Raw genomic sequence first — 25,592 nt, forward strand, 5'->3', positions numbered from 1 at the left:
CGAGGGTTCCGACCCCCCGCCGTTTGTTGGTCAGCCCTGCGCGCTCATGGCGAAGTCGCCATCAGTCACGCGGGTGACGAAGAGTTGGAGGTCCGACTCCAGTGCGCGATCGCGGAAGGCGCCGAAGTTGTCGCTGTCCAGCAGTTCGATCCCGTCCACGCAGATCACGCCCAATTCGCCGGCGCGGAGCTTCGCGATCTCGACGGCGATCTCGACCTTCTGCTGGGTGTTGAGGCGGTCGAAGACCACGCCGTGGCGGAGGATCTGACCGTCCTCCACGGAGAGGCCGTCGATCGGTAGGGATTTGAGGAGCTCCAGCTTGTAGGCCTGGAGCTTGGTGAGGGCGGCCGTCTGCTGCTCCTGGTCCTCGAGGAGCGTGGCGGCCTCGGCGCGCATCACCTTGATCGTGTCGGCCGTCTGCGCGGCGCGTGCGACCGCCTCGGCGTTGGCCCGGATCACGGCGATACGCTCGACCAGGGGCTTTCGCTGGGCGCTGTTGGTGTCGATGGTCGCCTGGCGCTGGATACCGGCCTTGCCGGAGATCTCGGCGAAGGCGTTGCGCTCGCTGTTGATGATGGTGCGCTTGAGCTCCACCTGCTGGAGGAGGCCGTCGATCTCGCCCTGGATCTCGTCGACCCGGCCTTGAGACGCCAGTCGCAGCCCCTCGAGCTTCTCCGCGATCCGGGTCAACTCGGTATCTTTCACCGAGTCGAGTTGCGCGAGCTGCGTCTCGAGCTCCCCGATGCCGCCCTCCGGCGCGGAGGCATCCTCCGGTGGCATGGTGGCCGCGAGCTGGTTGATGGTGGCGTCCTTCTCCTTGATCGCGCGGTTGGTGCCGGTGCGTTCGTCGAAGATGACCTTGTAGATGGTGTCGATCTGGGTGAGGGCGGGGGCGTCCTCCGGGTACTTGACCTTCATGGGCGCGATCATCTCCGCCAGGCGGGCCGGGTCGGCCTTGATGGGGAGGCTGTCGAGCAGAACGTCGACACGGCGCTTGGGGTCGGCGCCCAGGAATTCGACCGGGTTGATGCTGATGCGGTCGACGAGCGACTTGATCCGAGCGCCGGGCTTGCCGGCCTGGCTGCCGTCGGCCTCCTTGACCGTGGAGTAGCTGCCCTTCGGCGTGATGCGGCGCTTCAGCTCTGTGCCGTCGTCCATGACCAGAACGATTTCGCCGGCCTCGGCGCCCTTGCGCAGGAGGGTGGCGTCTTCACCGCCGTTGCAGAGCGCCTTGATGGCCTCCAGGACGGAGGTTTTCCCTTGGCCGTTGCGGCCGGCGATCGTGTTGAAGGCTCCGGCCTCGAATTCGAGGTGTTCGATCCCGAGCACGTCGTGGATGCGGAGGTGGGCGATTTTCATGGGCGATTGGTCCTTGGAGACGGCGTTAACTTCTCACGGATGTTCCGTTTATGTTCTCTTTTTATTCACGCATACGACCGGAGTTGACGTGCCCGGACTTGACGGCGAATGCGAAGCGGTCCCGGCGTGCTGCCCTGGTCTGGCCAGGGATCCGGGTGGCCGGAGGCCTCGGCGGCCTTGCACTCCAGGATCCGGTGGAAGTCCCGTCTGGCCATGGCGCGGGCCGGGGCGATGTCGTCGTGCTCGAGGTAGTAGATGCCGACGGCCTTCGCCGGCCCCTTCTCGATGGCGACGAAGACGAAGTGCTTCACGAGCGGCTGATTGTACGCCGCGTGGATCACGTCCGGATACCAGACGCCCTGGACGTCATATCGGTACTTGGTGGCTGAGCCGCCGAACTCGTCTTCGCCGGCCGACTCCGTGGTCTTAAGGTCGACGATCATCTCCGCCGCGGCGATCCGCTCGTAGTCGGTCCGACACTTGATGACGGCGCCGGTCTCGGGGTCGATCGCGAAGAAGGTCTGCTCAGCATTGCCGCCGGTGAAGAGGTGGCGCGCGACCGGGTGGGTGTGGATCGCGTCGCGGCACTCGACCACGGTCTGCATGTCGTCCGCGTCCATGACGAACTTGCCGCGGTTCTCGTTCTGGAAGCCTGTCCAGAATTCCATCGCCTCGATCGACTGGGGCGACGGCTTCGCCGCGTTCCACTGGGTGATCGACGGGTACTTGGGCGCGTCCTTGGGCGGGACCGCGAAGTGAACCGAGACCAGGTCCGGCTCGAGAACAGCCTTGTGGATCGCGTCGCCCAGGATGAGCGCCGGCGTCTTCACGTAGGGCTCGCGGTCCGGCTTTAGGCGCTTCGCCCAATAGTGATGCGGCGTGTTCCCGCACTCCGGCGCGATGTCGTCGAGCTGCGACTTCGAGACGCCCTCGGCGGCCTGATAGGCGTCATTGGTCATGCCCGGAGCAAGCCCCGGCGCGAAAATTTGGGTGTTCATATTGGGCATTGCCCCGACTAGGTAGTGTTCCGACTTGGTCTCACGGTGCGGCAGATTCCTCCCGCTGTATAGTCGAAAAATACGCAAGGTCCCGCGTATTCCCGCGACATCCCGCGCCAACACTAGTCTTCACTATTGACCCCGCGTTATCCCCGTTTTGCTTGAGACGGCCAAGCATCAGCTAGGTAGATTGCTTCAAATCAGATGCGAATGCGTCGGTTGCAGGCAGACCAAACATGTCTACAGGTAGACCAAATGCCGACGCCGGGGCGCTCTTTATTGAGCAGGTCGAGCAAGTCATCCGGGATGCGAAGGCCGCCGGCGTTTCAATGGCCGAGGTTTGCTCAACTATTGGCGCTAGTCGCGCCACTCACTCGCGGTGGATGCGTCGTCTGCCGGCAACCATCGTCGTTTTGCAGCGCATGCAGGACGAAGTGTCGCAGCGCCTCGCGGCAAAAGCCGCGGCGAAAACGCGATGAGTTGGCGTGTCGTCGATCTGTGCTCGGGCGCCGCGGGCGGATGGTCTCTCGGCCTGCATCGCGCCGGAATGAAGACGGTGGCGGCCTGCGAGGCCGAGCCCTGGCGCCGCAAGTTGTTCGCCGCGAACAATCCTGGAGTCCTGACCTATGACGACCTGCGCACGCTCGGAGCCGACGCGCTCCAGCGAGATCTCGGCGAGCTGCCCGACATCATCGTCGGAAGCCCCCCCTGTAAGGAGTATTCCGAGGTCAATAGCCGCGGCCGAGGCCTCGACGGCGACGATCTCTTCCTCCATGCGGTCCGGCTCGTCGATGAGTGCCGACCACGTTGGGCGGCTTTTGAGAACAGCCCTCGGCTACGAACTCGCGGCTATGACCGGATCGCCGGTGCGCTGGAAGCGATCGGCTACACCTGCTGGCCGTTCATGGTTCAACGCCTCGGGGCGCGCCATCGACGCGGGCGATCCGTCGTCATTGCTGCCGACCTGTCGCGCCCACAAAGGCGGCCTGCCGGACAGCCACGGGAATACGTCGATGTGGGGGGATCTGCTGATCTCGGAGCCGGGCGCTTCGCTGGCCGAAATTGGGGAACGCTTGGGCCTGTCGGGACGGCAGATCTTGGCCGCCATGTACGAGAATATGATGGGGTTTCCGCCCGGCTATCTGAGCAATGCCGTGAAGCCTACGGCGACGCCGTCTTCCCCCAACTGACCGCGGCCGTCGGCCGGGCCATCCTCCAGGTCGAGGCGGCGCTTGCGCTGGACGCGGCGTGAGCCAGTTCCGGCGCTGGCCGACTGAGCGGGTCACTCGGCTGCAAGAGCTTCACGCCGCCGGCGGCCGGCCCGAAGACATGGCGCCCAAGCTTGGCATTTCGGCGGCGGCTGTTCGGGCGAAGGCTTGGACATTGGGCCTGAAATTCGGGCGATCGCCCAACTCGGGCTTCAAGCCGCAGCCGACGGTCGTCGCGCCCAACGTTCTGCCACTGGTCGAGGCCGCCTTGCGAGAGTGCCCTGCCGCAGCCGCAAGGACGTTCGGCAACCGTGGCTCCCAAACGACCTGTGAGAAGTCTTGGCCGCTGCACCTCGCAGCCTACGTGGTCAACGCCGAACTCGGTTTCAGCCTGGTGGTCGCCGGCCGCGCGATCGGTCGCGACGCCAATCTGGCCGCCTATGCGGTTCGCCGTATCGAAGACCGCCGGGATGAGCCGGCCTTCGACGCCTTCATGGAGCGCCTCGGCGATCGCGCGCGGGAGATGGTGGCGTGAGCCCTGACTTGATCAATGGGTGTTTCGAGCTCCTAGGCGCCGCCATGCTTGCGCTCAACGTCCGCCAGCTCTGGCGCGATCGGGTCTTGGCCGGCGTCCACTGGGCGCCGACGGTCTTCTTCGCTGCCTGGGGCGCCTGGAACCTCTTCTACTACCCCAGCCTGGGCCAGTGGTTCAGCTTCGTCGGTGGGTGCGCCATCTCGGCCGTCAACCTCGCGTGGCTCGGATCCTTGATCTACTTCCGCACGAGGCGCCGCTCGTGAGCTTCACCCCCTATCCCCACCAGGACGAGATGATCGCGGAGGCGCGCGCCGCCTCGCTCGAGCACGGCGCCGTCATCATCCGGTCGCCCACCGGCTCGGGCAAGACCGTCATCGGCGCGGTCATGGCGCACAACGTGGTCCAGAAGGGGCTTCGCGTCATGTTCACGGTGCACCGGGATTTCCTGGTGGGCCAGACGGCGGAGACGTTCCAGGACGTCGGGCTCCAGGCCTACGGGATCATCGCCGCCGGCGTGACGCCGAACCTGCGAGCGAGGGCGCAGATCGCCGCGATCGACACGCTGAAGAACCGGCTGGACAAGGTCCCGGTCCCCAATCTGCTGATCGTGGACGAGTGCCATCACTCCGTCGCGGCCGGCTGGGCGAAGGTGATCGCGTTCTACAAGTCCAAGGGGACGGTGATCGTCGGCCTGAGCGCGACGCCGATCCGGCTCGATGGCCGCGGCCTAGCCGAACATTACGATCACATGGTGCAGGGGCCGTCGGTCCGCTGGCTGATCGATAACGGCTTCCTCTGCGACTACGAAGCCTACATCCCCTCGACCGTCGACCTGTCGTCGGTGCACACGCGGATGGGCGATTTCGTCAAGGCTGAGGCTGAGGCTGAGGTCGACAAGCCAACGATCACCGGCGACGCGATCCGGGAATACAAGCGCCTGGCGCCCGGCAAGCGCGCCGTTGTGTTCTGCATCTCCGTCGCGCATTCCCTGCACGTCCGGGCGCAATTCGAGGCGAGCGGGATCCCCGCGGCTCATATCGACGGCACCACGCCGAAGGATGAGCGCAAGTCGATCCTGGCCGCGTTCCGCCGGGGCGACATCCAAGTCCTGACCAGCGTGGAGATCTTCGGCGAGGGCTTCGACCTACCGGCGGTGGAGGTGGCGATCCTGCTGCGGCCGACCCAGTCGCTGTCGCTGCACCTGCAACAGATCGGCCGCGCGCTGCGCATGTCGGCCGGCAAGGAGCGGGCGATCATCCTGGACCACGTCGGCAACCTGATGCGCCTCGGCCTACCGGACGGCGACTTCGAGTGGACCCTCGAGGGGCGGAAGAAGAAGAAAAAGAAAGACGGTGAGCAGGTCATGGTGAAGCAGTGCGAGAGCTGCTTCCGGGCCTTCTGGCCGCCTCCGACCTGCCCGTACTGCGGTCACACCCACGTCGTCGTGGGGCGCGCGATCGAGGAGGTGGACGGAGAGCTGACCAAGCTCACGCCGGAGATGATCGCGGCGGCCAAGAAGCAGAAGCGCATGGAGGTAGGCAAGGCTCGGACCCTGGAAGAGCTCCAGGATATCGGGAAGGCTCGCGGCTACAAGGACACCTGGGCGCTCAACATCTGGCAGGTCAAAGAGACTGCGGCGCAGCGGCGCGTGGAGGCGCAGGCGCAGGCCTACGGGAGGTTCCTGTGAGGAGCGCCGCTGGTCGTGAGCCCATCCTGGAATTTCAGAATTTCGCCCGGCGCGAGTCGGGCTGTGGGGTGTGTGCGTGAACGAGACCGGAATCATGCGCTCGGCGCTGCTGGCTGTCTCCAAGGCCGGCGCTGTGCTGTTCCGTCAGAATGTCGGCCAAGGCGTGGTTGGGCGAGTCGAGTGGGTCCGGGCGGCAAAGCGCGTGGCCGTGGGTCCTGGCGACGCCATCGTGCGGGGCGCCCGTGTGTTTCGGGCCGGACTGATAAAGGGCTCGAGCGATCTGATCGGCTGGACTCCCGTCGTGGTGACCCAGGAGATGGTTGGCAAAACGGTGGCGATCTTCACCGGAGTCGAGACCAAGGCCGCCAACGGCGACGAGCGGACCGATCAGGAAAACTTCATCAAGCAGGTCACCGATGCCGGCGGCCGCGCCGGGTTCGCCTACAGCGCCGAAGAGGCTGTCGCGATCGTCACGGGCGGGTGCGCTCGGTGAGCGACTTCAGCGAAGACCACATCACGTCCTTCCGCGACGCCATGGCGAAGGAGGGGATCGTCTACAACGGCCCCATCGACGCCGACGGCCACCTGCACCGCTTCCAGGTCGAGGGCGACGCCAAGGGTAAGCGGAACGGCTTCTACACGCTCTACATCGACGAGCACCCTGCCGGGGTCTTCGGCTGCAACAGACGCTTCGGCAACGATCACAAGTTCCACTGGACGGGCAAGGGCTCGGTCCGCCTGACGCCGGAAGAGCGAAAGATCCTGGCCGACAAGGCCGCGGCGTCGCGCGCGGCGAAGGTGAAGCGGACCCAGGAGGAGCACGCCAAGGCGGCCGCTATGGGCACCAGGATGTGGGACGCCGCGGCGGAGGCCGGCGCGGACCACCCCTATCTGGTCCGCAAGGGGATCAAGCCGCTCGGCGCCCGCGTCGGCGACTGGATTAAGGAACGGCGCGACGGCACGACCTATGTCGCGGCCCGCAACGCCCTGCTGATCAAGATCAAGGACGGCTCCGGGCTGGTGGGGCTCCAAGCGATCTTCGGCGCGCCCCAGAAGATGGGCGAGGATCTGCGCGACAAGGACTTCATCTACGGACAGAAGAAGCGCGGCGCCTGGACCACGATCGGGACGCCGACCGAATTCGACGGCACGATCACGCTGCTGATCTGCGAGGGATTCGCCACCGGCGGCTCCCTGCACGAGGCCACTGGCCTGGCCGTCGTCCCCGCGTTCGACGCCGGCAACCTGATCAACGTGGCGCGCGAGCTGCGGCGCCTGATGCCCGGATCCCGCATCGTGATCTGCGGCGACAACGACCAGTGGACCGAACGGCCAATCAACAATCCCGGCCTGACGCGCGCGAAGGAGGCGGCTGCGGCCGTCGGCGGCGAATATGTCGTGCCGCGCTTTGCCGATCTGGAGGGCGAGCCCACCGACTTCAACGACCTGCACGCGGTCGAGGGCCTTGGCGCCGTCGCTAAGCAGGTCATGGCTGTGCTGCGGCCGCCGGCGCCGCCGACCCAGGAGGCCGCCGACTATGGCGCGCCTGGCGACGCGGCCGCGGCCGGCGAACCCTCGGCGCCGATGGAGCGGCCGCCGCATCGCGACGACCCCCCGGCCGACGATAAAGACGAGGACGTCGACAATCGCCACTTCAGCATCCGCGGCCACGACCGCACGAAGATCTACATCTACCAGAACGAGATGAAGATGATCGTGGCGCGGGGCATGTCGGATTGGTCCGACGCGGCCCTGACGTCCGTGGCGCCCCTGGACTGGTGGGAGACCAATTTCCCCGGCGAGAGCGGCTTCAACAAGAAGATGGCCGTCAACTGGCTCCAGCGGACCGCGTTCCGGCGTGGCTATTTCGACCCGGACACGTGCCGCGGCCGCGGCGCCTGGATCGACGACGGCCGGATCGTGTTCCACTTCGGCCACAAGGTCATGGTCGACGGCACTCTGATGGACGTGACGTCGATCGACTCCGCCTACGTCTATGAGCAAGGCCGCCGGCTGCGGCTCCCGGCCGACGATGAGATGGCGTCGGAAGACGGCCGCAAGATCTTCGACGTCCTCAAGAGCTTCTCCTGGACCCGGCCGGCGTCGGCCATCCTGCTGGCCGGCTGGGCCGCCCTGGCGCCCGTGAGCGGCGCCCTGCGCTGGCGGCCGCACGTCTGGCTCACCGGCGGCGCGGGGTCGGGCAAGTCGACGATCCTCAACCTGGTCGACTGGCTGATGAACGGCGCGGCGATCTTCGCGCAGGGCAACTCGACTGAGGCCGGGATCCGGCAACGCCTGAAGTCCGACGCGCTGCCGGTGATGTTCGACGAGTCGGAACAGAACACCGATCGGGAGGAGATGCGGGTCCAGGCGATCATCTCGCTGATCCGCCAAGCCTCCACCGAATCCGCTGCCCGCACCCTCAAGGGGACGCAGGGCGGCGAGGCGATGGACTTCATGATCCGGTCCATGTTCTGCCTGTCGTCGATCCAGGTGAACATGAAGCATCAGGCCGATATGGAGCGCATCTCCGTCCTGGCCTTGAAGCCCAAGCGCGCGGCTGACCAGGCCAAGGCGGCCGAAGCCTGGGCGGAGATCTCCGGCGCCATCAACAAGCTGCGGGTCGACGCCGACCTGCCGGCGCGCATGCTGCGCCGCGCCATCAACCTGTTGCCAACCACCATCATCAATATCGAGATTTTCGGGCAGGCCGCGGCGGAGAAGTTCGGGTCGCAGCGAGACGGGGACCAATACGGCACCCTGCTGGCCGGCGCCTGGTCTTTGATCTCGAACAAGGTAGCCACGATCGACGAGGCGCGCAACATGATCGCCCGCTACGACTGGTCGGACTACCTGGAAGGCTCCGAGACTGAGGAATCCGAGAAGGCCCTGAACGCGCTCACCGGCCGATTGGTCCGCGTGGCCAACCAGGACGTCAGCCTGTTCGAGCTGATCTCACGCGCCGCCCTGCGCGACACCGACATGAAGAACATCTCCATCAAGGAGGCGGAGGCGGTGCTGAAGCGGCACGGCGTCATGGTTCGGTTCAAGGGCGGCAACTCGATCGAGCATGCGCAGCTCCTGGTCGCCTACAAGCACGAGGAGCTTGACCGGCTCATGGCGGGCACGGCCTATGCCGCCGACCTGAAGGGGCAACTGCTGCGCGTCCCCGGCGCCGCCCGCGGCCCGGATCCGGTCCGCTTCCTGGGCGTAACGTCGCGGGTTGTCGAACTGCCGCTGGCCGCTCTCCTGGACGGCTCGAGCGAGGCCCTGTCCGACGCGGAATACAACGACTACATCGAGTTCTAATAGCCGAAGTGTAGCTGCTCAGGCTCTCGGGCTGGGGTCGAGACCTTCTCCAGGAATGCTCGAGCCTCGCGCCAGTCGTTGCCGTCCCGACCCTGCTTTCGCGCGGAAAACGACCATGCCATGCTGTCGGCGCTAAACAGCAGCCGACGCACCGCCGCGTTGACGAGAGACGTCAGCTTCACACCAAAACCGTGCAGCCGAAGGTCCGGCCTGGCCGTCTTTATTGCCCGCAGAATGTCTTCAACGACCACCGCCCGACCCTGGCGTTTGCACACTGAGCCGACGCCGACCCACATGCGAAACCCGAGGCGCGGACCGTACATTTCGATATGACGAAGGTAGTCGGCGATGCTCTGGCCCTGCAGGACAGGCATCACTCGAAACGGGATCGCGTTGCCGAAAAGGCGACGCAACTCTTCCAGTAGAGCGTCGTAACGCTCTACCGTGAGCCTCTGATGCTCCTCAATCGTCAACCCCGTCTTGGCCCTGATGTGCGGCTCGCACATGTAATCCTGTGCTGCGGCGACCGCGATCCTGACTATGTTTTGCGCGTGCAGCTCGTAGAGGCGTGCGGCATAGGCCTCAACTGAATGGCTCGGAGGATAGTAACCGTGTTTGTCGAGGACGGTATAGGCGCCGCTGTCGATGAAGTGCGGGCCTCCGCCTACAGGCTTCCGGCGGGTCCATAGGCGGTTGATGCTGATGCATCCACGACGAAAATGGACCGCGTCGCTGACTTGGTGTAATCCTGGAAAGAAGATCACCCGCCACGCTCAAAGCTCAGAAGCTGACCTCTAGTGTCGATCTGACCAAACCGAATGCGGCCCGCCACGTGAGGCTTATAGATGGTCTTGACCCCCCGCGACGTGATTGCGACGCGATAGCGAAGGCCAAGGGTAGCGATTTCCACCAGCGCTCCATGGGGGACTAGTACCTTCCACACCGTCATGACTGGACGCCGGCAGCGCGACGCGCCTTCCGTTCAGCCCAGGTCTCCGTCAGATACTTCTCATCCCAAACGGCGGGACCACGCACCAACTTCCTGGGTCTATAGTCGGGGTCAGCTCGGCGGCGAGCTTGGATGTAAGCGCTCTCGGTTTGCGGGAGAGCGAGACGCTCCTCGTGGAGGGCCGACCTAGGCATGCGCCGGCTCCTCTGCGGGTCTGCTGGCGTTGGCCAACTCGGCCTCGGTGAAATACGGGTGCTGCCCCCTGCGCGGCCCTACGGGGATCCGGACGGCCTTCGCGAGCCAGGGGTAGAACTCGGCTGGGTTCTCTCCCTCGGCGCGGACCTTGGCCACGAGGTCTGCCATGGTGATGGGAAACGGGACGCCAAGCACTTCGGCTCCGACCGCGCCGGCGTGGCTGTGGCCGCCCTGGCAGTGCTGGGCGCTCAGAAAGAGGGCGCGCCGGAGAGCGGGCATGGCGACCGACTTCGGATCGTTCGCGGCGCGGCCGGCGCGGATTTCCGCCACCAGGTCATCGGCCGGGCCGCGGGTCTCGAACATCTGCACGATGTCGCCGATCTCGGACGGCTCTGTCGTGACCACGGGGTAGCCGGTCGCGTCGGTGCACACGAAGAAGGTCATGCGGGTGTCTCCTTGGGGAGCTGCGCCAGGCGCGCGCGGACGTGGTCCACAAGCTGGCGATATGCGTCGGGGACCTGGGTCTTCAGGATCTCGCGGAACGCCACGGCTTCGGCGCCCTCCCACGCGGCCTGGATGCCGGCGCGGTCGAGGTCAGGCAGGCGTAGCGAGAAGGCGCCCCCCCAGGTCAGGGCGGCGTCGTGGGGCCGATCAGCCCTCGGCGGAGAGCTTGGGGTCGGTGAACCGCTTGTGGGCGATGAGGCCTTCGATGAACTCGACGGCGCGGAGGAGCTCGGCGCGGTCATCGGCCGACGCCTCGGCCATGGACGCCTTCAGGCGCGGCAAGGCGGCCTTCTCCAGGGCGAGGATCGTGCCACGGGTGATCGGCGGTCGGCGCATGTCGTCCTCGTAGCGCGGCGGCGCCGATTTGGCGAGGCCTGCGGGTCATCAGTTGTTCCGCTTCAGGATCGCGTAGGTGAGCGGGTAAGTCTGGCCGGTGCGGCCGAAGCCCGGCTTCACGCCGGCGAGGTCGCCCTCCTTCTTGCAGGTCACGGTCATCTCATCCCAGACCTTGTCCAGGCGATCCCAGGCGGCGCTCTTCTTGCCAAGCGCGGTCACACCGGCGCGGGCCTCGGGGACGGCGGTGATCAGGCGGAGGCAGCGCCCAAGATCCGCAATGTCCCATGGGATGTCGGCGTCACGTTGCGGGACCGCGCCAAGACAGGCACGCGCAATGTTCTTGCTCGAGATTCCCGTGTCGTCACCGAGCGCCCAGAGTGCGATCGCCTCCACCGCATTCTGGTTCACGATCGCGCTCACGTCGTCGGCTCCACATACTCGGCCGCGAAGATGTTGAGCTGACCCCTGAGCGGCATGAAGGGGAGCGGCCGGGCGTTGGCCAAGACGAAGCCGTAGTCGCCGACGAACCAGGGCGAATCCGACTCCGAGACGCAGTCCACGATGTCAGCGACGCCGACGATGCCTCCGACCGGGTAGGGGTTGCTGTGCTGGCCCGTCCAGGTGTCGTGGGTCACGGGGTGGTGGCCACCGATCAAGGCACCGTGGCAGTCGGCGTCCATCTTCAGGCTGGCGTGAATCAGGACCGGGCCGCGGTGCTTGGTGCGCCAGTCGCGGTTCTCGATGTCCTTGAGGCCGGCAACGATAAGCCATGCCCAAGGCTGGCGGATCGAGAGGGCGACGCGCGGTAGGGCGGTCACGCGGCGGCCTCCGCCAGCGCCTTGCGCACGACGTGCTCAGGCAGGCCGGACTCCTTGACGATCGAGGCTACCTCGGCGTCGGGATCGAGCGAGGGCGCGGCGGCTGGTGTATCTAGGCCGCCGGTGAGCTCCTCGAACCGCGTGAGGAACCGGTACATGGCCTCGGCCTGCCGCCACGGATGGATCTTCTTCGCCAGCGGCGGATAGTTCTCGGCGCCTGGCCAGTCGTGGCCGGCGCCGGCGGTGAGGTCGCGCTTCTCGGTGAAGAGGGCGATCAGGTCGGCGCGCTTGACGCTCGGGTGGAGCGGGTGAGGCACCCTGAACCGGGCGAAGAGCTCCGCCTCGCACCGCTTCTCGATGGCTTTGTATTCCGGGACGAGCTGCTTGAGCGGGCCGTTCATGTCGCCCACCACGAACTCGACCGCGTCGTGCATCAGGGCCGCGTAGGCGTGCTCCGGCTCGACGATGTGCGAAACGATCACGCTGTGCTGGGCGACGGAGTAGTGCTCCACGCTGTCCAGCAGGTGGCCGGTGAACCGGCAGATTCGGGAGAGCGCGGCGGCGATGTCGTAGATGTCGTAGACCGACGCGGCGGGGTTCTCGTAGTCGTAGTAGGTCCCGCCGCGGGTGATGATGGTGGCGCCGATGATGCCGGGCATGCTCACAGCCAGATCCCCCCCAGGATGAAGACGTGGAGGGCGGCGACCTTGGCGGCACCGGCCCAGATCCTGGGGCTTCGAGCAATGCCGTAGTACCGGACGCGCGCCCACCAGGGCGACAGCGCGATGAAGGTGGCGGCCGTGGCTGCGAGGTTGACCGCCAACTCCATCAGGCGCGGACCTTCAGGGCCACGACACCGTCGTGGGCGTTGCGGAGGTCGCGGGCCGCGCCGCGGAAGTATTCCTGGACGCCGGCCGGGAGCGACTTCAGCCCAGCCACCTCGAGGAGCTTGTGCTCCATGGCGACCATGTCGCCGAGCATACCGAGGGCGACAAAGCCGGCGGCAGCCTTGGCCTCGTCCATGAGGCGCGCGGCGGTCTGCACCGCGCTCTCAACTTTCGACGTGTTGTCGGCCACCAAGGTGGGGCGGTTCTGCATGTCTTCGTCTCCGTTCCGATGCGGGTGTGGAGACGACGGTGTCAGCTACCCAGGCGGGACGCAAGCAAAAACTACGGGAGTTTTAAAGAAAATCCGAGAGTTTCCGGGATTATGCGGGAACGTGCGGGATGTCAGTCGACGTTAAATCCTTCGCTGTTCGAGCGGGCACGGCTCCACCCACTAGCTCCTTCGTAATGGTCGCGGACGCTCGGGATCTGCTCCACGACCTGGGTCCAGACATGGTTGTCGGGGTAGGCCTTGGCGATCGCCAACAGGGTTGGGGTGACGCACTCCTTCACCCGGCCGCCGTCCAGCGGGGCGAGGAGTTCGGCCGCGTCGTGCCAGGTCGTGGCCTTCACCAGGCGCAGCTCGTAGGGGCCGCGCTGACCGGGCCGCATGGTCCAGTGGAGGATAGACACGGCGCGCATGCCGGCGACGGCGCCGACGGTCGGGACGGCCTGGGGCCGCGGCTCAACTACAAGGGGGTGGGGTTCCATGGCCGCAATCGGACCATGGCCGCCCGGATCCCACTACTGGGATACCAGGGCAATCGCGGGACGTTGCGGGGCGCGCTAGGACGGGTCGGGAGCGCGGCTTGTCGTTTCGTCCAGGGCGACGACGGCGGCGCTGATGGCGGCGTCCTTTGACCCGAACTTCGTGCGGAGGCGTTCCAGGGCCTTGATGGGCTCCGGCTCAAGCCAAACCGTCACCTTTGTGGAGCCGGTCATCTTTCGACGCGCGACATAGTCAGCATTTATTTCGGTGCGCGACTTCGCCATCGATATGTCCCGTTGGGCAGCCACACGCATATGGCGATCCCGGGGGGTCGCCAAACTGCGCAACGCCTCGCCCCCCTTTCCTACCTTCGTCTCTACGATGATCTTCCCTCCAGATTCAAGGCTGTGCACGCGAGGATTGTGGTTAAGCTAAGAAAGGCGTCCCAGTTGGGTAACGCCGGTCTCTAAAGTGGAGCTCAAACAGGCATCTATAACCGCGACTCGCGTAGGGTCTTTCTCTTTTGGCTACGCGGCCACCCTGAGCGCGTCGCGAATGGGCTCGAGGTCTTGTTCGTCGGCGCCGGCCTGGGCGAGGTCCGCGACCGTGAGGCCCGCCTCCCGCAACAGGCTGAAGCTGTCCCCGCCACGCAATACCTGGGCGAGCGCGTGGGCCAGGCCGCGCTTGAAGCCCGCGCGCCCGGCCGCAGCGTACAGGGAGTCTGGCTCGCCGTCCGTGGCGGGCTGGTCGGACGGTGCGGCGACCTTGTGGGTGGCGTGGAGAACGATGAACTTCCGGCCGGGGTTACGCAGGGCCAGGCGATCGGCCTCCTTCTCGGCCTCGGCCTGGGTATTGTGGCGGAAGCGCGGCACGCGGCCGTTCTTCGTCCAGACCATGTGGAAGTCGCAGGTCTCGCGGACGAGGGCCGGCTCCGGCGGCGCGGCGGTCAAGGTGTCGGTCATCGTTCTCTCCAGGTTTGGTCTACTGGTAGACGGTTGTAGGGCTCGTCTACCCGCAGATCAAGCGCCGATCTCTCCGAGGTCTCCGTTCTCGATCGAGTCCGTGAACAGATAGACCGACGCCGACTCCGCCACGGTCTGGGCGGCGAGCTTCACGTGGGTCAGGACGTCGTCCGGATCCCCGTCGGCGTTCTCAACGATGATCATGGCCAGCGCCCTTGCCGCGACGGCGAACTTGGCGGCCTTGGCCATGTCGCCGGCGATCGCGAAGCCGTCACAGATGGAGCGGGCCACCGCGGCGGCCTCCTCGGTCTTGGCCTCAATCGCGGCGATGAGCGGGTCGGTCTGGGCCGGGGTGTCGGGCCGCTTCAGGCCGGCGAGGTCGGGGACGCTGGCCATGAGGCCGGGGCGGGGGTTGATGATGGGCATAACTATGCTTCTTCTCCAGGGGCAAAGGGGGTGCAGACTAGCTTCGAGCCGTCGAAGCCGAGCGCGCGCATGGTGTGGATCTCCACGCCGGCCTTGGACGCTGCGGCGAGATTGCGGTGCATCATTCCGGCGCGACTCTCAGCCTCTTGCGCCTCGAGGAGCGCCAAGGCGTAGGAGAAGCCCGGCGTGCGGCGGTTGTCGGGGACGTCCTTGAGGGCGGCGACACACTTGGCGATCCCGCTCCACTCGCCGATCTGCATCAGGTGGCGGGAGTTGGTGATCTCGACTTCGGTCGGGAGCGTCTCGGGGTAGAGGTCTTCGGCCTGGCTGGGCGCGGACTGGGGCATGTGGGTTCCGATTCGGTTGAGGTGTCAGGCTTTGGTCACGACGGGGCTGTGGAGAGGCGTTCGATCTCGCTGGCCGCATCAAGGCGCTCACGTATGAGACGTTCGGCCAGCGCCCCATCCGTGATGCGATGTGTGGCGAAGGCCTCGGAAACGATGGGCTCGCGCAGGCGTTCGATCAGGCTCTTTGACCCGTCATAGGAGGGGGGCTTGGCGTGACGAAGCTGGCCCACGATGTCGCAGAGGCTCGGGCGCTCGGCTCCACCTTCACCGTTCAGCAGAACATCAAGCTCCCTCACCAGACGGCGGTGATCGGCCAGAACTTCCTCGTAGTCTGCGACGGTCAGCGCCTCGTCATCTGTGTAGGTCTTCGCCCCTTCAGCGCGGGCGGCGTCGAGGATGTCCTGCAACGTCTCCGGGTACTCCTCTGCGATGCCGGCCCCGGTGTTGCCGCGAGAGGCGAAGACGCGCTTCAGAAGGGCCTTGTCGCGTTCGTTGAAGTCCTTCAGCACTGGCTTTCTTCCTTCATGGAGGAGGTGGAGAGGGCGGCCCACAGGAGCTTGCATCCGAGGTGGATCGCCTGATCGGTGTTGAAGTCGATCTTGCCGCGACACTTCAGGTCATCGGTGATGGCGTGCGCGGCGGCCTCCGCGAGACCGAGCCGCCAATCACGGGTGATCAGCGCAACAATCCCGCCGTGGATGACGGCGTGCGCGCCCAGCGCCTGCCACCAGGGCACGCCTGGAATCGGGGCGGCGCGGTTCTTGGCCTTGGAGAGGAAGTCACCCTGCAAGGGATAGTCGGCGAGCGCGTGGCCGAAAATCATCAGGCCGGTCAGCTTCACCCCTTTGTTGGTGGGGGTCATGCGTCGGTCTCCGTCCACGTCCGGCCACATTCGCGGCAATGCCCGTGGCGGGTGTTCATGCCGTAGGGCTGGACGATCCAGTCGTCTCGGTGGAGCGCGGCGCAGACGAGCGCGGCGAACCATTTCTTGAGCATGCTCATCCCGACACCGGCTGCAGGCCAGTTGTCGCGTGCCAGTAGTAGAACCGACCGTCGACGGCGCAGCCGATCTCGTCGGCGTCATAGAGCCGCTCGAGCCGGCGCAATGCCTGTTTCGTGGTGAGGCTGAAGTAGTCCGCGACCTGGCGCGTCGAGCGCAGGCCGTCGCCACCCTTCAGTCGGTCCTTGACCGTCATGCGCGCGAGGTACTCGGGGATGGTTTCGGGGCCGCCCTTCGGAACCGGCTCCATGTAGGCGAAACTCGCCTTGTCCAGGTTCTCCGCGAACCACCTATAGGCGGCGTCGCACCTCACCAGGGGGCGATAGACACGAGCCGGCCCATCGTTGAGCGGCTCCACATTGGCGACGCCCTTGGCCACCAACTCGTCTAGTGCGGCCTGGCCTCGCGCGTTCGGACGGTTCTCCACCATCTGGAATGTCAGCATGCCCATGCGCGGCCACATCATCAACCCGAAGTGGGCGCCGGCCATGGCCTTGGCGTCGTCGGACAGGGCGTCCAGGTCGAGGGTGGGGGATTCGGTCATGTGGGGGCTCCTAAAAAACGACGGTAGCGATCACGCCCCACGACAGGGTGCTCGCGACCACGATGAAAGTGAGGGTCCAGCGCAGGGGCCAGCGGGGGTCTTCGGACGGCGTCATGGCCACCTCTCCTGGATCTCGGCGCCGCCCACCATGGCGGTCACGGCCGCGAAAAAGAGGCCCGAGATCTGGCCCGCGCCGTGCTGGACCAGGGTGCCGACCGTGACCGCGAAGAGCAGAAGCCCGAGCGCGCACAGATAGGCGATGAGGGGGTGGCGGGACCGTTTCATCAGCCCTGCTCCTCGGTGACCACGAATTGATCCGGAGCGGGGCGCTTGGCCAGCGTCATGACGTGGCGCTGCAGCGCGGTTTCAGCGTCCGGAGCCCGGACCCGCACGCTCGAGCCTGTGGCTGGGTTTTCGGTGATCCGGTAGCCCTTCAGGTCCAGCCCGCGGGCCTGGTCCAGAACGGCTTCGATCTGGTCGTAGAGCTCAGTGGCGCGGTTGAACGGCTGGATGAAGTCCATCGCCTCGCGCAACAGCTCGTACATCGCGGGGCCGGCGTCGCGCCTCTGGTGGTAGGCGGTCTTCTCCGCGTCCCAGGCTTCCTGGAGAGTGTCGGCGGCCGCCTGGATCTCGCGAGCCTTGGCCAGTTCGGTCTCGTAGAGCGGGGCGATGCCCACCAGGACCGCGGCGATGCGCTCAGGCGCCGGCTTCGGGTTGGGCACCCACTCGCGCTCGAAGGCGTAGCGGGCCTTAGGGTTTCCCTTCCTGTAGAGCGTGAGGTTCGAGGCTCGGCCGTCGTAGTAGACCTTGCAGGCGTAGCCGTCGTCGAACGCAGCGATCGCCGTCATGCTCGGCCGAACCAGGTCGAGGCGGTGGATCTGCGGCTGGGTGAACTCGATGACTTTCATTCCGGCCTCCTAGGCGAACAGGGCGAGTTGAACGGGGGCGGCCGGGCGAGCCGCGATGCGGGCCGCGCGGACCTCGGCGCTGTGCACGCGGGCGGCGACGTCACAGGCAGCGAGGGTCTGAGCGGCGAGGCGCTCGTGGGTGGCCTCGGCCTCGTGAAGCGCGGCGAAGTTCTTGGCCGACTTGCTCCGGCGAAACGCTGTGAGAGCGGCCCGGTAGGTCACGCAGGCCTCGTCGAACTGGGCTTCGAGAGCCTCTCGGGCGGCGTTGGCTTCGGCGTAGGTCATGCGGTCTCTCCGTCTACTGGTAGACCGTCTACTGGTAGACCGGATACGTCAAGAGGAAATCGCATCAAAACGGATACTCAACGTGCATGTTGAGAATTAGCCAAGTGCCTAAGTCCTCACCCTGGGTGCTCGCGCGACCAGCCCTGGACGTGGCCCAACTCATGGCAAAGCGTCGCGGCATACGGCTCGTCTGGGTAGGCGCACGGGTTCGGCATGTAGACCCGGCCGTCCTGGACGCAGGCGACGTAGGCCATGCCCACCGGCGGAGGGCCGCGCATCAGCAAGCCGCACACGTCGCCGATGTAAGCCGGGTCGATCGTCTGGATCCGCGCGCTCGTCTCGTCCTGGTAGCGGGTTGGCGGAACGGCTGAGCTGAAGATCCCGGCCGCGGCCTGGAGCGACAGGGCGGCGAGCGTGAGGCCAATGGGGATGGAGAGTGGGTGTCTCATCGCGCGGCCTCGACAGCGTCGATCACGCGCTCGATCGTGCCGGACCACGCCGGCCGGCCGCCTAGCTCCTGGGCCGCTTGCATCTCGGCTTGGGGCCTGGCCATGCCGTGGTCGTACTCGAGAACGCCGGCGCGCTCCTCGAAGGCGGCTATGTGTTCGGCGAGGGCGAGTCGGGCGGACATAGCCCTAGGCTCGCGTCACGACTCGCGGCTGGCCTCAGATCGGGGGCGCGGACTCGCACGTCACGAAACTGACGGAAGCCGCAAAGCCTTATTGCATAAGGGGTTGTGGGATCGGCCGGCTACCTGCTGGCGGTATTGCCGGCGGTGGCGCGCAATTCGGCCGCCTTCTGGCGCATGGCGGCGACCGATTCGCGCACGCCTGGCGGTGGAGGGTTCTGCGTCGCAGCGTCGGCCTCCATCTGGTCGGCTTTCGCCGCATAGGCCCTGGCCAGCGCCAGCGGATCGGCGGCCGCGGCGGCCTGCAGCTCGTCCTCGGTCATGCGGCCGATGCGGTCGCGGATCTGGTCCAGGTCTTCGCCCATGTGTCCGGTCTACGCCTGGCGGGTGGCGATCTCAAGCGGCTCGAGGCCGGCGCGGCGGGCCTGGCGCACCATGTCGGCGGTGCCGGTGTCTCCGGGGAAGGCCACCACCAGGTCGGGGTGCCCATCCCGCAGCATGGTTGCGTTGCGCCATGGGCCGGCCGCGGCGTCATAGGCGGAGCCGTCCTTGCGGTAGCGGACCACGGGGCCGGCGGGCGCGGGAGCCTGGCCGAAGTGCGGCCGGCTGTGGTTGTCGAAAGCCTCGAAGGCCTCGGCCGTCATTGGAGGCGCGTTCTCCTCCGCGGCCCGGTGATAGGCTTGGACGATGCGCTTGACGAACTCGGTGTCGCGCTCGCCCTTCTTCTTCTTGAGCGGCTCACGCTGGGCGACGATGAGGGCGGCCACGCTGTCGTTGAGCGGGTGCGCCGCAGAGAGGGGAGCGGGGTCGATGATGAAGACTTGGCCGGTTCTCCAACCGCGCTCGCATATCTCCCGAAGCTCGTCTTCGTCGAAGTCGCAGGCATTATACATGACGCGCGCGGGCACATCCGACCTTACTCTGTTGAGCTCGGCGACCGTGCGCGCGTGGTCACCCATCAGGGCTTGAACCGCCTCGATCGCCGGCTGGTGGCCGCGAACGGAGAGCTGCGGATCCGTGCCCTCGCCGACGCAGATCAGGTGCATGCCGATCTCCGCCTCCTTCTCGGCGCGGCCCTGCAGGCGCCCCTCGGCGCGGACTGCGTCCAAGAGGCGATTGAGGGTCTCGGGCGAGCTGTAGGTCCGGAGGGCCGCTGTCGCGACATCCAAGTCGATCATCGCGGCGTTGGCGGGGCTCAACTGGCCCATCAGACCCGCGCCATGCCGGCGACCGGGATCGCGGTGAGGATGACGTCGAAGAGGCTGTGAGCCGCCGCGTAGTTGCGGAGCTGGTCCTCCATCGGCAGGTTGACGTCCAAGTCGACGAGCTCCACCAGCTCGGGCGGCATGGCGGTCGCGTAAGGGTTCGTCCTGACTATGAGGTGGCGCCTCATAAGTTTCTGCGAGATCAGCGAGCCGGTGAAGGTCAGGGGGGAGCTCATGGGCGGTTCCTCGAGGGGAGTTCGATGTTGGGGTTGGTGAAGGCGCCGGGTGTTCCGAAGAAGAGCGTCCTGCGTCCGATCGGCACCGCCGGCGTGGAGCCATCGCACTCGTCGACGATCACGAGGTCTCGGCCGCGAAGGTGTGCCTGCGACCGGGCGACCTGATCGGCCGTGGTCAGCGTCGTGTGGCCGCCGCTCCAGTGCTCGGCGACGTTGCGCGCCAGGCGGGACTTGCCCGTGCCTTGCTCGCCGGTGACGGTGAACACGGGGGCGTCGCCCTTCAGCCAGCGCAGGATCTCGATGAGGGCGTCGAATTCGGCGTTCGGCTGGGCCTGGGCGGTGCTCATAGTCATTGTCTCCGAGTCGGACGCTGCGCGCGGGGCTAGGCGGCGTCAGGGGTTGCGGGGCGCTCGACTGGGCCGTCGGCGGTAGTGTTGGCGGTCATCATGAGATCCGCCAGACGCGGAATGCGCCGGTCTCGCCCTTGGCCACTCGGAACTTCGCCCCGGTGATCAGGTAGGCCTTGGTCCGAACGCTCTCGGGGTTCCGGCCGACTAGGGAAATACTGTCACCGACCTGCATGAGGCGCAGTGTCTCGTTGAAGCCCCTAGGCCCAGGCCGGCGGCGCTCCGGGATGGGGATGCCGGCCTCGATCTTCGGATACTCTGGCTTGCTGGGCATTGGTGAACTCCATCCAATACACAACAGGTACAAGCTGTCGTCCGGCTCGTCTCAAGGATAGGCGAGACATCGCGGGACTACTGGTGATTACTCAGGAGCATGCGGGAAATCGCGGGAACATGCGGGACTTAAGCCCCTATTCGGCCTTGCGTTTCCGCCGGATCTGTGAGCACTTGGGAGCTTCGCGAAGGCCTCCACGTCTTGCCCCTCGAAACGCCACTAGGCGCCGGGCAAGCTGGGGGCCTTCGCTGCGTCTGGACTTCAGACCGTAACAAAATCCGCACTGATTTCATTGACGAAATCGGGATTTGTAACGAACAGCTCCCGGACCGTAACGCATTTTGTAACAAGATTTCCTTTGTTTTCATTGGGGAAATCGCAATTTGTAACGATGTAACGGTCAATCCCAGAAACACATACCCCCCATGCGTGATAGGACCCCCTATCACCCCATAGCCATGCCTACAGATCCCTCGCATAGGGGGTCTATATATCTACAATACATCGTTACATCGTTACAAAAGGATAGAAGAGTAATAAAAACAGCAGCTTAGTTTGATACGGTACGCGATACGTAACAGCGCGGCGCGTTACAAGTCCGGAATTCTCGAATGAAAACAGCGGAAAAGACGTAACGGTCCGCTGGAGCGCGAAAATAATGGCCCTGAGCTCATCCCGCCTGCTCATTGGTGATCTCTAGACTTCCCGGAGCGTCCCTGTAGCGCCCTCGATTACCCGGGTGTCCTTGAGTCAAGCGCCCCCAACCCATGCGACCCATGTTGTCGGGGATAGGGCGATCGCCTGAACCGCCGGGCGTTCCGACCGCCTGGCCTTCCCCGCCTCACACGGGGACCACATGGCACGCGCTCACCCTCCAGCACCGACACCAGCACCGGCCCCGGCCGCTGTGCCGCGTCATGCGGATGGCGTCGCCTATAGCGAGATCGCCGCGGCGCCTGGCATGGAGTTCTTCGCATGCGCCGCCCTGCGCGCCACCATGTCCGTCAAGGGCTGCGGCACGCGCTGGACCCAGGCGCAGGGTGGGGACCGGATCCAGGAGGCGGCGCGCACGGCCGTCCGGTCGACCTACGGGCGGGCCAAGTCGAACATCTCTCACCGCGCCGTCGGCGCCATGCGCCGCGACCTGGTCAACGAGAACGAGAGCTTCGCCCAAAGCGAGCGCGTCGCCGGCGCCATGGAAGCCCGCGCCAGCCTGACGAACACCTGCAGGTCTTGCCCGATCGGCGCGGCCCATGCCGGCGCGGACCACGTCCACCACTCCAAGCTGTTCGGCGCCTCGATCTGCCCGGCCTGCCGCACCGGCGCGACGCGCATGATCGGCAACAAAGTCTGCGTCTCCTGCTACAACCGGCGCCGCGAGCTGCGAGCCGGGAAGAACGCCCGCGGCAACGCGCCGATCGAGCTGATGCAGCGGCCGGTCCATCCCATCGAATTCCGCATGGCCGTCGACGGCCGGCCGCGCCGCGTGCGCGCCCAAGGCGCCGACCTGCTCGAGCCCATGGTCCAGGCGCTGCGCGTCACCAAGGGTGAGCTGGCGTTCGCCTTCGTCGGGCCGGAGCGGACCCTCCAACAGGCGAGGCTCTTCTGATGGCGCTCCTGGCGCTCTGGATCCTCGTGGCCGCCGTGTCCGCCTGGCAGGCCTTCGCGGCCGGCGACTATACCCTGGCGTTCGTCTACGCGGCCGCCGCGCTCGTCGTCCCCGGCGCGATGCTCCTTCTGGTCCGCCGGCCATGAGCAAGGCTGACTACATCTGGAAGGTCGAGGGACATATCTGTGCCGCTTGTTTTGGACGCGTCCTGGCCAAGACGGTCGAGGGCGGCAAGCGCGAGTTCCGCTGCTCCAACTGCGACGCCACCTGGGCCGGCGAGGCCAAGGGCGGGTGCTGCTGCGGCATGAAGGTGGGCAACCGCGACGCCGGGATCCGCTGTGTCGCGAACCCGGACCGCCGGCCTGAGCTGCTCTCCGAAATCATCGCGAAAGAGGTGGCGTGATGCGGTTCGAGCCCAAGCCCCTCTGGACGCGCGACCACGAGCGGCTGATCCGCGCGTGGGAACAACTCCACCAGGCGCAAGCCGAGCGTGGCCAGGCCGACGGCTGGGACCTGGGCGGCTGGCTGCTGCGGAAGTTCGGGGTGGCGACGACGCGCCGCCTGACCGCGGCCCAAGCGAGGCAAGCCCGCCGCTGCCTCCACGCCTGGCGCGCGGGGATCATGGGCCTGGCTGAGTGGCGACGTCACCCGCGCCAAGAGCGCCGAAACATGCGCCGGATCGCCGCTCGCCGGGCCGCCACCGCCTACAATACCGCCGGTGTCCGCGGGGCCGACTACGCCGACGCCATACGCGGCACGGCGTTGGAGGGCTTGGGCCGACTCATGCCGTCCGAGTCGGCTCGATGAGTGTCGCTGCGCATCGCTTCGATAATGAGAAACGCCGGCGGCCGGACAGTCATGCCCGCCAGGCCATGCTTACGCCCGGCTATGTCCTGGAGCCAATTCGGGAACATCTCGGCGGGATCGGCCTCGACCCCTGCACCGAACCGGACAACCCCACCCGCGCCGATACCTTCTACTGCCTTCCCCAAGATGGGTGCGCGCTCCCGTGGGATGCGCAGACGGTGTTCTGCAACCCGCCCTATGGCGAGGCCAAAGACCGTTGGGCGGCTCGGTGCATCACTGAGGGCGAGCACAGGAAGGTGCTCCTCCTGATACCAGCCCACACGGAAAACCGGACCCTTCAACGCTGCCTGTCGGCATGCACCTCGGCCATGTTCATCAAGGCACGCCTCCGGTTCGGCGTGCTGAGGGATAACGGGCGCCAAGAAGCTGCTTCCCACGGGTCAGTGCTGCTCGGCTTCGGCGTGAATCTGACCGGCATCGCCGTGCCTGGTGTCGTCATGGTGCGGGCGATCTGATGTTCACCGTCCCCACCGCCGACGGCGCCGACAGCCCGTGGCCGATCTTCGAGCGCCTGCTGCTCACCCACGAAGAGCTGGGCGAGCTGGCGTCGATGATCGACAGCGAGATCCGCGTCGCCTTCCTCATGCGCCTGGGCGACTGGGGCAAGCACGGCCGCATGACGCTCGGCATGTGCTGCATCCCCTCGGTCCAGGGCGAGCTCAAGCCGCTCTTCGTCCAGCTCCTCGAGGACACGCTCGGCTACTTCCCCGACTTCCTGATCCTGCTCAATGCAGACTGGTGGGAAGAGGCCTCGCCGCTGCAGCGGGAGATCCTCGTCTTCCACGAGGCGATGCACGCCGGGCAGGCCAAGGACAAATACGGCGCGCCTCGCTTCCACCGCGAGACCGGCGCTCCGATCCCCACCATCCGCGGCCACGACGTCGAAGAGTTCACGCCCGTCGTCCGGCGCTACGGCGCCTGGAAGTCCGACCTGGCTGAGTTCCTCGCCGCGGCCGCTGAAGCCCCCAACGCACCTGACAACCTGACACCGACAGGTCCGCCCGTCGTGACAGTCGGATGTCAGGAGGAGGCCGACGATTCGTCTGGCCCTGAGGAACCCCAAATGACGGCCGAATCCACGAACCGAGGCGAGCGATGAGCGGGGCACTCCTCAGGGTGTGGGCCGCGTCCGAGCGGGCGAGCCTGGCCAACATCGAAAACCAGTTTGGGCCGAACCTCGCCCACCGGGCCGCGCGGCGGTTCGTCTACGAGATCACAGCCTGGGTCACCGAGACGCAGGGCAAGCCCGACGCGCTCAAGATGCTCTTCGCTGCGCAGGACGCGATCGCACTGGACGTGCTGATCGACGATCGCCTTCCCGAGATTGCTCCCGACGAAGAGCTCGCGCCAACGGTCACAGAGACCCTCGGCGGAATGACCGACGCGCTCGAGCATATGGCTGACGCGGTTCACGCGGTCGCTGCGCCGCGGACCCTCGGCGAGGCCGCCTACGACCTGTTCGAGCGCGTCACCTGGTGGCCGCTCGCGCTCGTGGCCGGCCTGATCATCGGGATGGCGATCCAATGAGCGTGCTCTTCGCCAAGGATCCCGACGCCCGGACCTACACCTGCGCCGACCTGAAGGCCGGTGAGTGCAAGTGGCCGATCGGCTCACCTGTGCTCGGCGACGCCAGCCGGACCCGCTTCTGCTGCGCCCCGAACGAGGCGCCCGGCGCGCCCTACTGCCTCACCCACGCCAACGCCGCCTACGGGAGACCCGAGTGATGCGTATCCTTCAAATCGAAGACGACAGCGCCACGGCGCAATCGGTCGAGCTGATGCTCAAGTCCGAGGGCTTCTCGGTCTACACGACGGACCTGGGGGAGGAGGGCGTCGATCTCGCGAAGATCTACGACTACGACCTCATCCTGCTCGACCTGAACCTGCCCGACATGAACGGCGCTGACGTCCTGCGCACCCTGCGGGCGGCCAAGATCGCGACACCGATCATGATCGTGTCCGGGACCTCTGACCCGACGGCGAAGGTGCGGCTGCTAAACGCCGGCGCCGACGACTTCCTGGCGAAGCCATTCCACAAGGATGAGCTGGTCGCGCGGATCCACGCGATCATCCGGCGGTCGCGCGGGCATGCGCAGTCGGTCATCAAGACGGGGCTGATCACGGTCAACCTCGACGCCAAGTGGGCGAAGGTCGGGACGTCGAAGGTCCACCTGACCGGCAAGGAATACCAGATGCTGGAGCTGCTCTCGCTCCGCAAGGGCACGACCCTGACCAAGGAGATGTTCCTCAACCACCTCTACGGCGGGATGGACGAGCCTGAGCTGAAGATCATCGACGTGTTCATCTGCAAGCTGCGCAAGAAGCTGCGCACCCAAGGAGCGGGAGCTCACATTCAGACCGTCTGGGGTCGCGGCTACGTCCTAATCGATGAGCCGGCCGACGA

General features: G+C 66.3%; 43 protein-coding genes and 1 pseudogene. 16 read left to right on the top strand and 28 right to left on the bottom strand.

Annotated features, from left to right (window positions below):
* Positions 1-30 precede the first annotated feature (30 nt).
* Together OCL97_RS03990 and OCL97_RS03995 are read right to left on the bottom strand one after the other, a co-directional pair.
* The gene (locus tag OCL97_RS03990) at positions 31-1,359 is read right to left on the bottom strand and encodes a hypothetical protein (RefSeq protein ID WP_377367803.1); all 1,329 of its coding nucleotides are present in this window, start codon (positions 1,357-1,359) and stop codon (positions 31-33) included.
* A 65-nt stretch (positions 1,360-1,424) separates the two neighbouring features.
* A complete protein-coding gene (locus tag OCL97_RS03995) occupies positions 1,425-2,357 on the bottom strand; it encodes a PD-(D/E)XK nuclease-like domain-containing protein (protein ID WP_377367805.1) in 933 nt (310 codons plus the stop codon).
* Positions 2,358-2,593: 236 nt separating this feature from the next.
* On the opposite strand from OCL97_RS03995, the gene OCL97_RS04000 reads away from it, so the two are divergent.
* The 7 genes from OCL97_RS04000 to OCL97_RS04030 all read left to right on the top strand — a co-directional run bounded on the left by OCL97_RS04000 (position 2,594) and on the right by OCL97_RS04030 (position 9,096).
* Positions 2,594-2,836 carry a hypothetical protein gene (locus OCL97_RS04000; RefSeq protein WP_377367807.1) on the top strand — a complete coding sequence of 81 codons (243 nt, stop codon included), beginning with the start codon at positions 2,594-2,596 and terminating at the stop codon, positions 2,834-2,836.
* Positions 2,833-3,609, top strand: a complete 777-nt coding sequence (locus OCL97_RS04005; RefSeq protein ID WP_377367809.1) for a DNA cytosine methyltransferase — start codon at positions 2,833-2,835, stop codon at positions 3,607-3,609. The genes OCL97_RS04000 and OCL97_RS04005 overlap by 4 nt, the downstream gene beginning before the upstream one ends.
* Positions 3,606-4,100 (top strand): hypothetical protein, encoded by a 495-nt coding sequence (locus tag OCL97_RS04010; RefSeq protein WP_377367811.1) that lies wholly within the window; start codon positions 3,606-3,608, stop codon positions 4,098-4,100. The genes OCL97_RS04005 and OCL97_RS04010 overlap by 4 nt, the downstream gene beginning before the upstream one ends.
* Positions 4,097-4,363, top strand: coding sequence for a hypothetical protein (locus OCL97_RS04015; protein WP_377367813.1), 267 nt, complete (start codon positions 4,097-4,099; stop codon positions 4,361-4,363). Before OCL97_RS04010 ends, OCL97_RS04015 begins: the two co-directional genes overlap by 4 nt.
* Positions 4,360-5,787: a DEAD/DEAH box helicase gene (locus OCL97_RS04020; protein WP_377367815.1), complete on the top strand. Its 1,428-nt coding sequence runs from the start codon at positions 4,360-4,362 to the stop codon at positions 5,785-5,787. The genes OCL97_RS04015 and OCL97_RS04020 overlap by 4 nt, the downstream gene beginning before the upstream one ends.
* Positions 5,788-5,881: 94 nt before the next feature.
* On the top strand, positions 5,882-6,280 hold the full coding sequence (locus OCL97_RS04025; protein WP_377367817.1) for a VRR-NUC domain-containing protein: 399 nt from the start codon (positions 5,882-5,884) through the stop codon (positions 6,278-6,280).
* Positions 6,277-9,096 carry a toprim domain-containing protein gene (locus OCL97_RS04030; protein WP_377367819.1) on the top strand — a complete coding sequence of 940 codons (2,820 nt, stop codon included), beginning with the start codon at positions 6,277-6,279 and terminating at the stop codon, positions 9,094-9,096. The genes OCL97_RS04025 and OCL97_RS04030 overlap by 4 nt, the downstream gene beginning before the upstream one ends.
* Here OCL97_RS04030 and OCL97_RS04035 read toward each other — a convergent pair.
* The 26 genes from OCL97_RS04035 to OCL97_RS04160 form a co-directional block, all read right to left on the bottom strand.
* A complete protein-coding gene (locus tag OCL97_RS04035; RefSeq protein WP_377367821.1) occupies positions 9,093-9,860 on the bottom strand; it encodes a deazapurine DNA modification protein DpdA family protein in 768 nt (255 codons plus the stop codon). The genes OCL97_RS04030 and OCL97_RS04035 overlap by 4 nt on opposite strands.
* Before the next feature lie 371 nt (positions 9,861-10,231).
* A complete protein-coding gene (locus OCL97_RS04040; RefSeq protein ID WP_377367823.1) occupies positions 10,232-10,684 on the bottom strand; it encodes a hypothetical protein in 453 nt (150 codons plus the stop codon).
* A gap of 207 nt (positions 10,685-10,891) precedes the next feature.
* Positions 10,892-11,080, bottom strand: a complete 189-nt coding sequence (locus tag OCL97_RS04045; protein WP_377367825.1) for a hypothetical protein — start codon at positions 11,078-11,080, stop codon at positions 10,892-10,894.
* 48 nt (positions 11,081-11,128) lie between these two features.
* Complete coding sequence (locus OCL97_RS04050) at positions 11,129-11,500, bottom strand: hypothetical protein (protein WP_377367827.1); 372 nt, start codon at positions 11,498-11,500, stop codon at positions 11,129-11,131.
* Positions 11,497-11,898, bottom strand: coding sequence for an ASCH domain-containing protein (locus OCL97_RS04055; RefSeq protein WP_377367829.1), 402 nt, complete (start codon positions 11,896-11,898; stop codon positions 11,497-11,499). Before OCL97_RS04055 ends, OCL97_RS04050 begins: the two co-directional genes overlap by 4 nt.
* A complete protein-coding gene (locus OCL97_RS04060; protein ID WP_377367831.1) occupies positions 11,895-12,557 on the bottom strand; it encodes a hypothetical protein in 663 nt (220 codons plus the stop codon). Before OCL97_RS04060 ends, OCL97_RS04055 begins: the two co-directional genes overlap by 4 nt.
* A gap of 2 nt (positions 12,558-12,559) precedes the next feature.
* Positions 12,560-12,727, bottom strand: coding sequence for a hypothetical protein (locus OCL97_RS04065; protein ID WP_377367833.1), 168 nt, complete (start codon positions 12,725-12,727; stop codon positions 12,560-12,562).
* Positions 12,727-12,996: a hypothetical protein gene (locus OCL97_RS04070; RefSeq protein ID WP_377367835.1), complete on the bottom strand. Its 270-nt coding sequence runs from the start codon at positions 12,994-12,996 to the stop codon at positions 12,727-12,729. Before OCL97_RS04070 ends, OCL97_RS04065 begins: the two co-directional genes overlap by 1 nt.
* A gap of 131 nt (positions 12,997-13,127) precedes the next feature.
* On the bottom strand, positions 13,128-13,493 hold the full coding sequence (locus OCL97_RS04075; RefSeq protein ID WP_377367837.1) for a hypothetical protein: 366 nt from the start codon (positions 13,491-13,493) through the stop codon (positions 13,128-13,130).
* A 75-nt stretch (positions 13,494-13,568) separates the two neighbouring features.
* Complete coding sequence (locus OCL97_RS04080; RefSeq protein ID WP_377367839.1) at positions 13,569-13,775, bottom strand: hypothetical protein; 207 nt, start codon at positions 13,773-13,775, stop codon at positions 13,569-13,571.
* Positions 13,776-14,018: 243 nt separating this feature from the next.
* Complete coding sequence (locus tag OCL97_RS04085) at positions 14,019-14,453, bottom strand: hypothetical protein (RefSeq protein ID WP_377367841.1); 435 nt, start codon at positions 14,451-14,453, stop codon at positions 14,019-14,021.
* A gap of 57 nt (positions 14,454-14,510) precedes the next feature.
* Positions 14,511-14,879, bottom strand: a complete 369-nt coding sequence (locus OCL97_RS04090) for a hypothetical protein (protein ID WP_377367843.1) — start codon at positions 14,877-14,879, stop codon at positions 14,511-14,513.
* A 2-nt stretch (positions 14,880-14,881) separates the two neighbouring features.
* A complete protein-coding gene (locus tag OCL97_RS04095) occupies positions 14,882-15,226 on the bottom strand; it encodes a hypothetical protein (RefSeq protein ID WP_377367845.1) in 345 nt (114 codons plus the stop codon).
* Positions 15,227-15,261: 35 nt separating this feature from the next.
* The gene (locus OCL97_RS04100) at positions 15,262-15,735 is read right to left on the bottom strand and encodes a hypothetical protein (protein WP_377367847.1); all 474 of its coding nucleotides are present in this window, start codon (positions 15,733-15,735) and stop codon (positions 15,262-15,264) included.
* Positions 15,729-16,088 (bottom strand): hypothetical protein, encoded by a 360-nt coding sequence (locus OCL97_RS04105; RefSeq protein WP_377367849.1) that lies wholly within the window; start codon positions 16,086-16,088, stop codon positions 15,729-15,731. Before OCL97_RS04105 ends, OCL97_RS04100 begins: the two co-directional genes overlap by 7 nt.
* Before the next feature lie 136 nt (positions 16,089-16,224).
* A complete protein-coding gene (locus OCL97_RS04110; RefSeq protein ID WP_377367851.1) occupies positions 16,225-16,770 on the bottom strand; it encodes a hypothetical protein in 546 nt (181 codons plus the stop codon).
* A gap of 111 nt (positions 16,771-16,881) precedes the next feature.
* Positions 16,882-17,055, bottom strand: a complete 174-nt coding sequence (locus OCL97_RS04115) for a hypothetical protein (protein ID WP_377367853.1) — start codon at positions 17,053-17,055, stop codon at positions 16,882-16,884.
* The gene (locus OCL97_RS04120) at positions 17,055-17,678 is read right to left on the bottom strand and encodes a hypothetical protein (protein ID WP_377367855.1); all 624 of its coding nucleotides are present in this window, start codon (positions 17,676-17,678) and stop codon (positions 17,055-17,057) included. The genes OCL97_RS04115 and OCL97_RS04120 overlap by 1 nt, the downstream gene beginning before the upstream one ends.
* A 9-nt stretch (positions 17,679-17,687) precedes the next feature.
* Entirely contained in the window at positions 17,688-17,963 is a 276-nt protein-coding gene (locus OCL97_RS04125) for a hypothetical protein (RefSeq protein WP_377367857.1), read from the bottom strand.
* Between the two features lie 116 nt (positions 17,964-18,079).
* A complete protein-coding gene (locus OCL97_RS04130) occupies positions 18,080-18,412 on the bottom strand; it encodes a hypothetical protein (protein WP_377367859.1) in 333 nt (110 codons plus the stop codon).
* The gene (locus OCL97_RS04135) at positions 18,409-18,594 is read right to left on the bottom strand and encodes a hypothetical protein (RefSeq protein WP_377367861.1); all 186 of its coding nucleotides are present in this window, start codon (positions 18,592-18,594) and stop codon (positions 18,409-18,411) included. The genes OCL97_RS04130 and OCL97_RS04135 overlap by 4 nt, the downstream gene beginning before the upstream one ends.
* A gap of 119 nt (positions 18,595-18,713) precedes the next feature.
* The gene (locus tag OCL97_RS04140; RefSeq protein WP_377367863.1) at positions 18,714-18,956 is read right to left on the bottom strand and encodes a hypothetical protein; all 243 of its coding nucleotides are present in this window, start codon (positions 18,954-18,956) and stop codon (positions 18,714-18,716) included.
* Positions 18,957-18,965: 9 nt separating this feature from the next.
* Positions 18,966-19,799, bottom strand: coding sequence for a hypothetical protein (locus tag OCL97_RS04145; protein WP_377367865.1), 834 nt, complete (start codon positions 19,797-19,799; stop codon positions 18,966-18,968).
* Complete coding sequence (locus OCL97_RS04150) at positions 19,799-20,032, bottom strand: hypothetical protein (protein WP_377367867.1); 234 nt, start codon at positions 20,030-20,032, stop codon at positions 19,799-19,801. Before OCL97_RS04150 ends, OCL97_RS04145 begins: the two co-directional genes overlap by 1 nt.
* Entirely contained in the window at positions 20,029-20,379 is a 351-nt protein-coding gene (locus OCL97_RS04155) for a P-loop NTPase family protein (protein ID WP_377367869.1), read from the bottom strand. Before OCL97_RS04155 ends, OCL97_RS04150 begins: the two co-directional genes overlap by 4 nt.
* 97 nt (positions 20,380-20,476) lie before the next feature.
* Positions 20,477-20,713 (bottom strand): hypothetical protein, encoded by a 237-nt coding sequence (locus OCL97_RS04160; protein ID WP_377367871.1) that lies wholly within the window; start codon positions 20,711-20,713, stop codon positions 20,477-20,479.
* A gap of 961 nt (positions 20,714-21,674) precedes the next feature.
* On the opposite strand from OCL97_RS04160, the gene OCL97_RS04165 reads away from it, so the two are divergent.
* From OCL97_RS04165 to ctrA, 9 genes and pseudogenes are all read left to right on the top strand, one after another.
* Complete coding sequence (locus tag OCL97_RS04165; RefSeq protein ID WP_377367873.1) at positions 21,675-22,322, top strand: hypothetical protein; 648 nt, start codon at positions 21,675-21,677, stop codon at positions 22,320-22,322.
* Positions 22,322-22,468 carry a hypothetical protein gene (locus OCL97_RS04170; protein ID WP_377367875.1) on the top strand — a complete coding sequence of 49 codons (147 nt, stop codon included), beginning with the start codon at positions 22,322-22,324 and terminating at the stop codon, positions 22,466-22,468. The genes OCL97_RS04165 and OCL97_RS04170 overlap by 1 nt, the downstream gene beginning before the upstream one ends.
* Entirely contained in the window at positions 22,465-22,725 is a 261-nt protein-coding gene (locus OCL97_RS04175; RefSeq protein ID WP_377367877.1) for a hypothetical protein, read from the top strand. Before OCL97_RS04170 ends, OCL97_RS04175 begins: the two co-directional genes overlap by 4 nt.
* Positions 22,725-23,129 (top strand): hypothetical protein, encoded by a 405-nt coding sequence (locus OCL97_RS04180; protein WP_377367879.1) that lies wholly within the window; start codon positions 22,725-22,727, stop codon positions 23,127-23,129. Before OCL97_RS04175 ends, OCL97_RS04180 begins: the two co-directional genes overlap by 1 nt.
* On the top strand, positions 23,126-23,644 hold the full coding sequence (locus OCL97_RS04185; RefSeq protein WP_377367881.1) for a DNA N-6-adenine-methyltransferase: 519 nt from the start codon (positions 23,126-23,128) through the stop codon (positions 23,642-23,644). Before OCL97_RS04180 ends, OCL97_RS04185 begins: the two co-directional genes overlap by 4 nt.
* Entirely contained in the window at positions 23,644-24,288 is a 645-nt protein-coding gene (locus OCL97_RS04190) for a putative metallopeptidase (protein WP_377367883.1), read from the top strand. The genes OCL97_RS04185 and OCL97_RS04190 overlap by 1 nt, the downstream gene beginning before the upstream one ends.
* A complete protein-coding gene (locus tag OCL97_RS04195; protein WP_377367885.1) occupies positions 24,285-24,716 on the top strand; it encodes a hypothetical protein in 432 nt (143 codons plus the stop codon). The genes OCL97_RS04190 and OCL97_RS04195 overlap by 4 nt, the downstream gene beginning before the upstream one ends.
* Entirely contained in the window at positions 24,713-24,913 is a 201-nt protein-coding gene (locus OCL97_RS04200) for a GcrA family cell cycle regulator (RefSeq protein ID WP_377367886.1), read from the top strand. The genes OCL97_RS04195 and OCL97_RS04200 overlap by 4 nt, the downstream gene beginning before the upstream one ends.
* Positions 24,913-25,578 (top strand): annotated as a pseudogene (gene ctrA, locus OCL97_RS04205) (response regulator transcription factor CtrA); the annotation flags it as partial. The gene OCL97_RS04200 and the pseudogene ctrA, both read left to right, overlap by 1 nt.
* Positions 25,579-25,592: the final 14 nt, after the last annotated feature.

The organism is Phenylobacterium ferrooxidans (assembly GCF_042714595.1).
GTDB lineage: Bacteria > Pseudomonadota > Alphaproteobacteria > Caulobacterales > Caulobacteraceae > Phenylobacterium > Phenylobacterium ferrooxidans.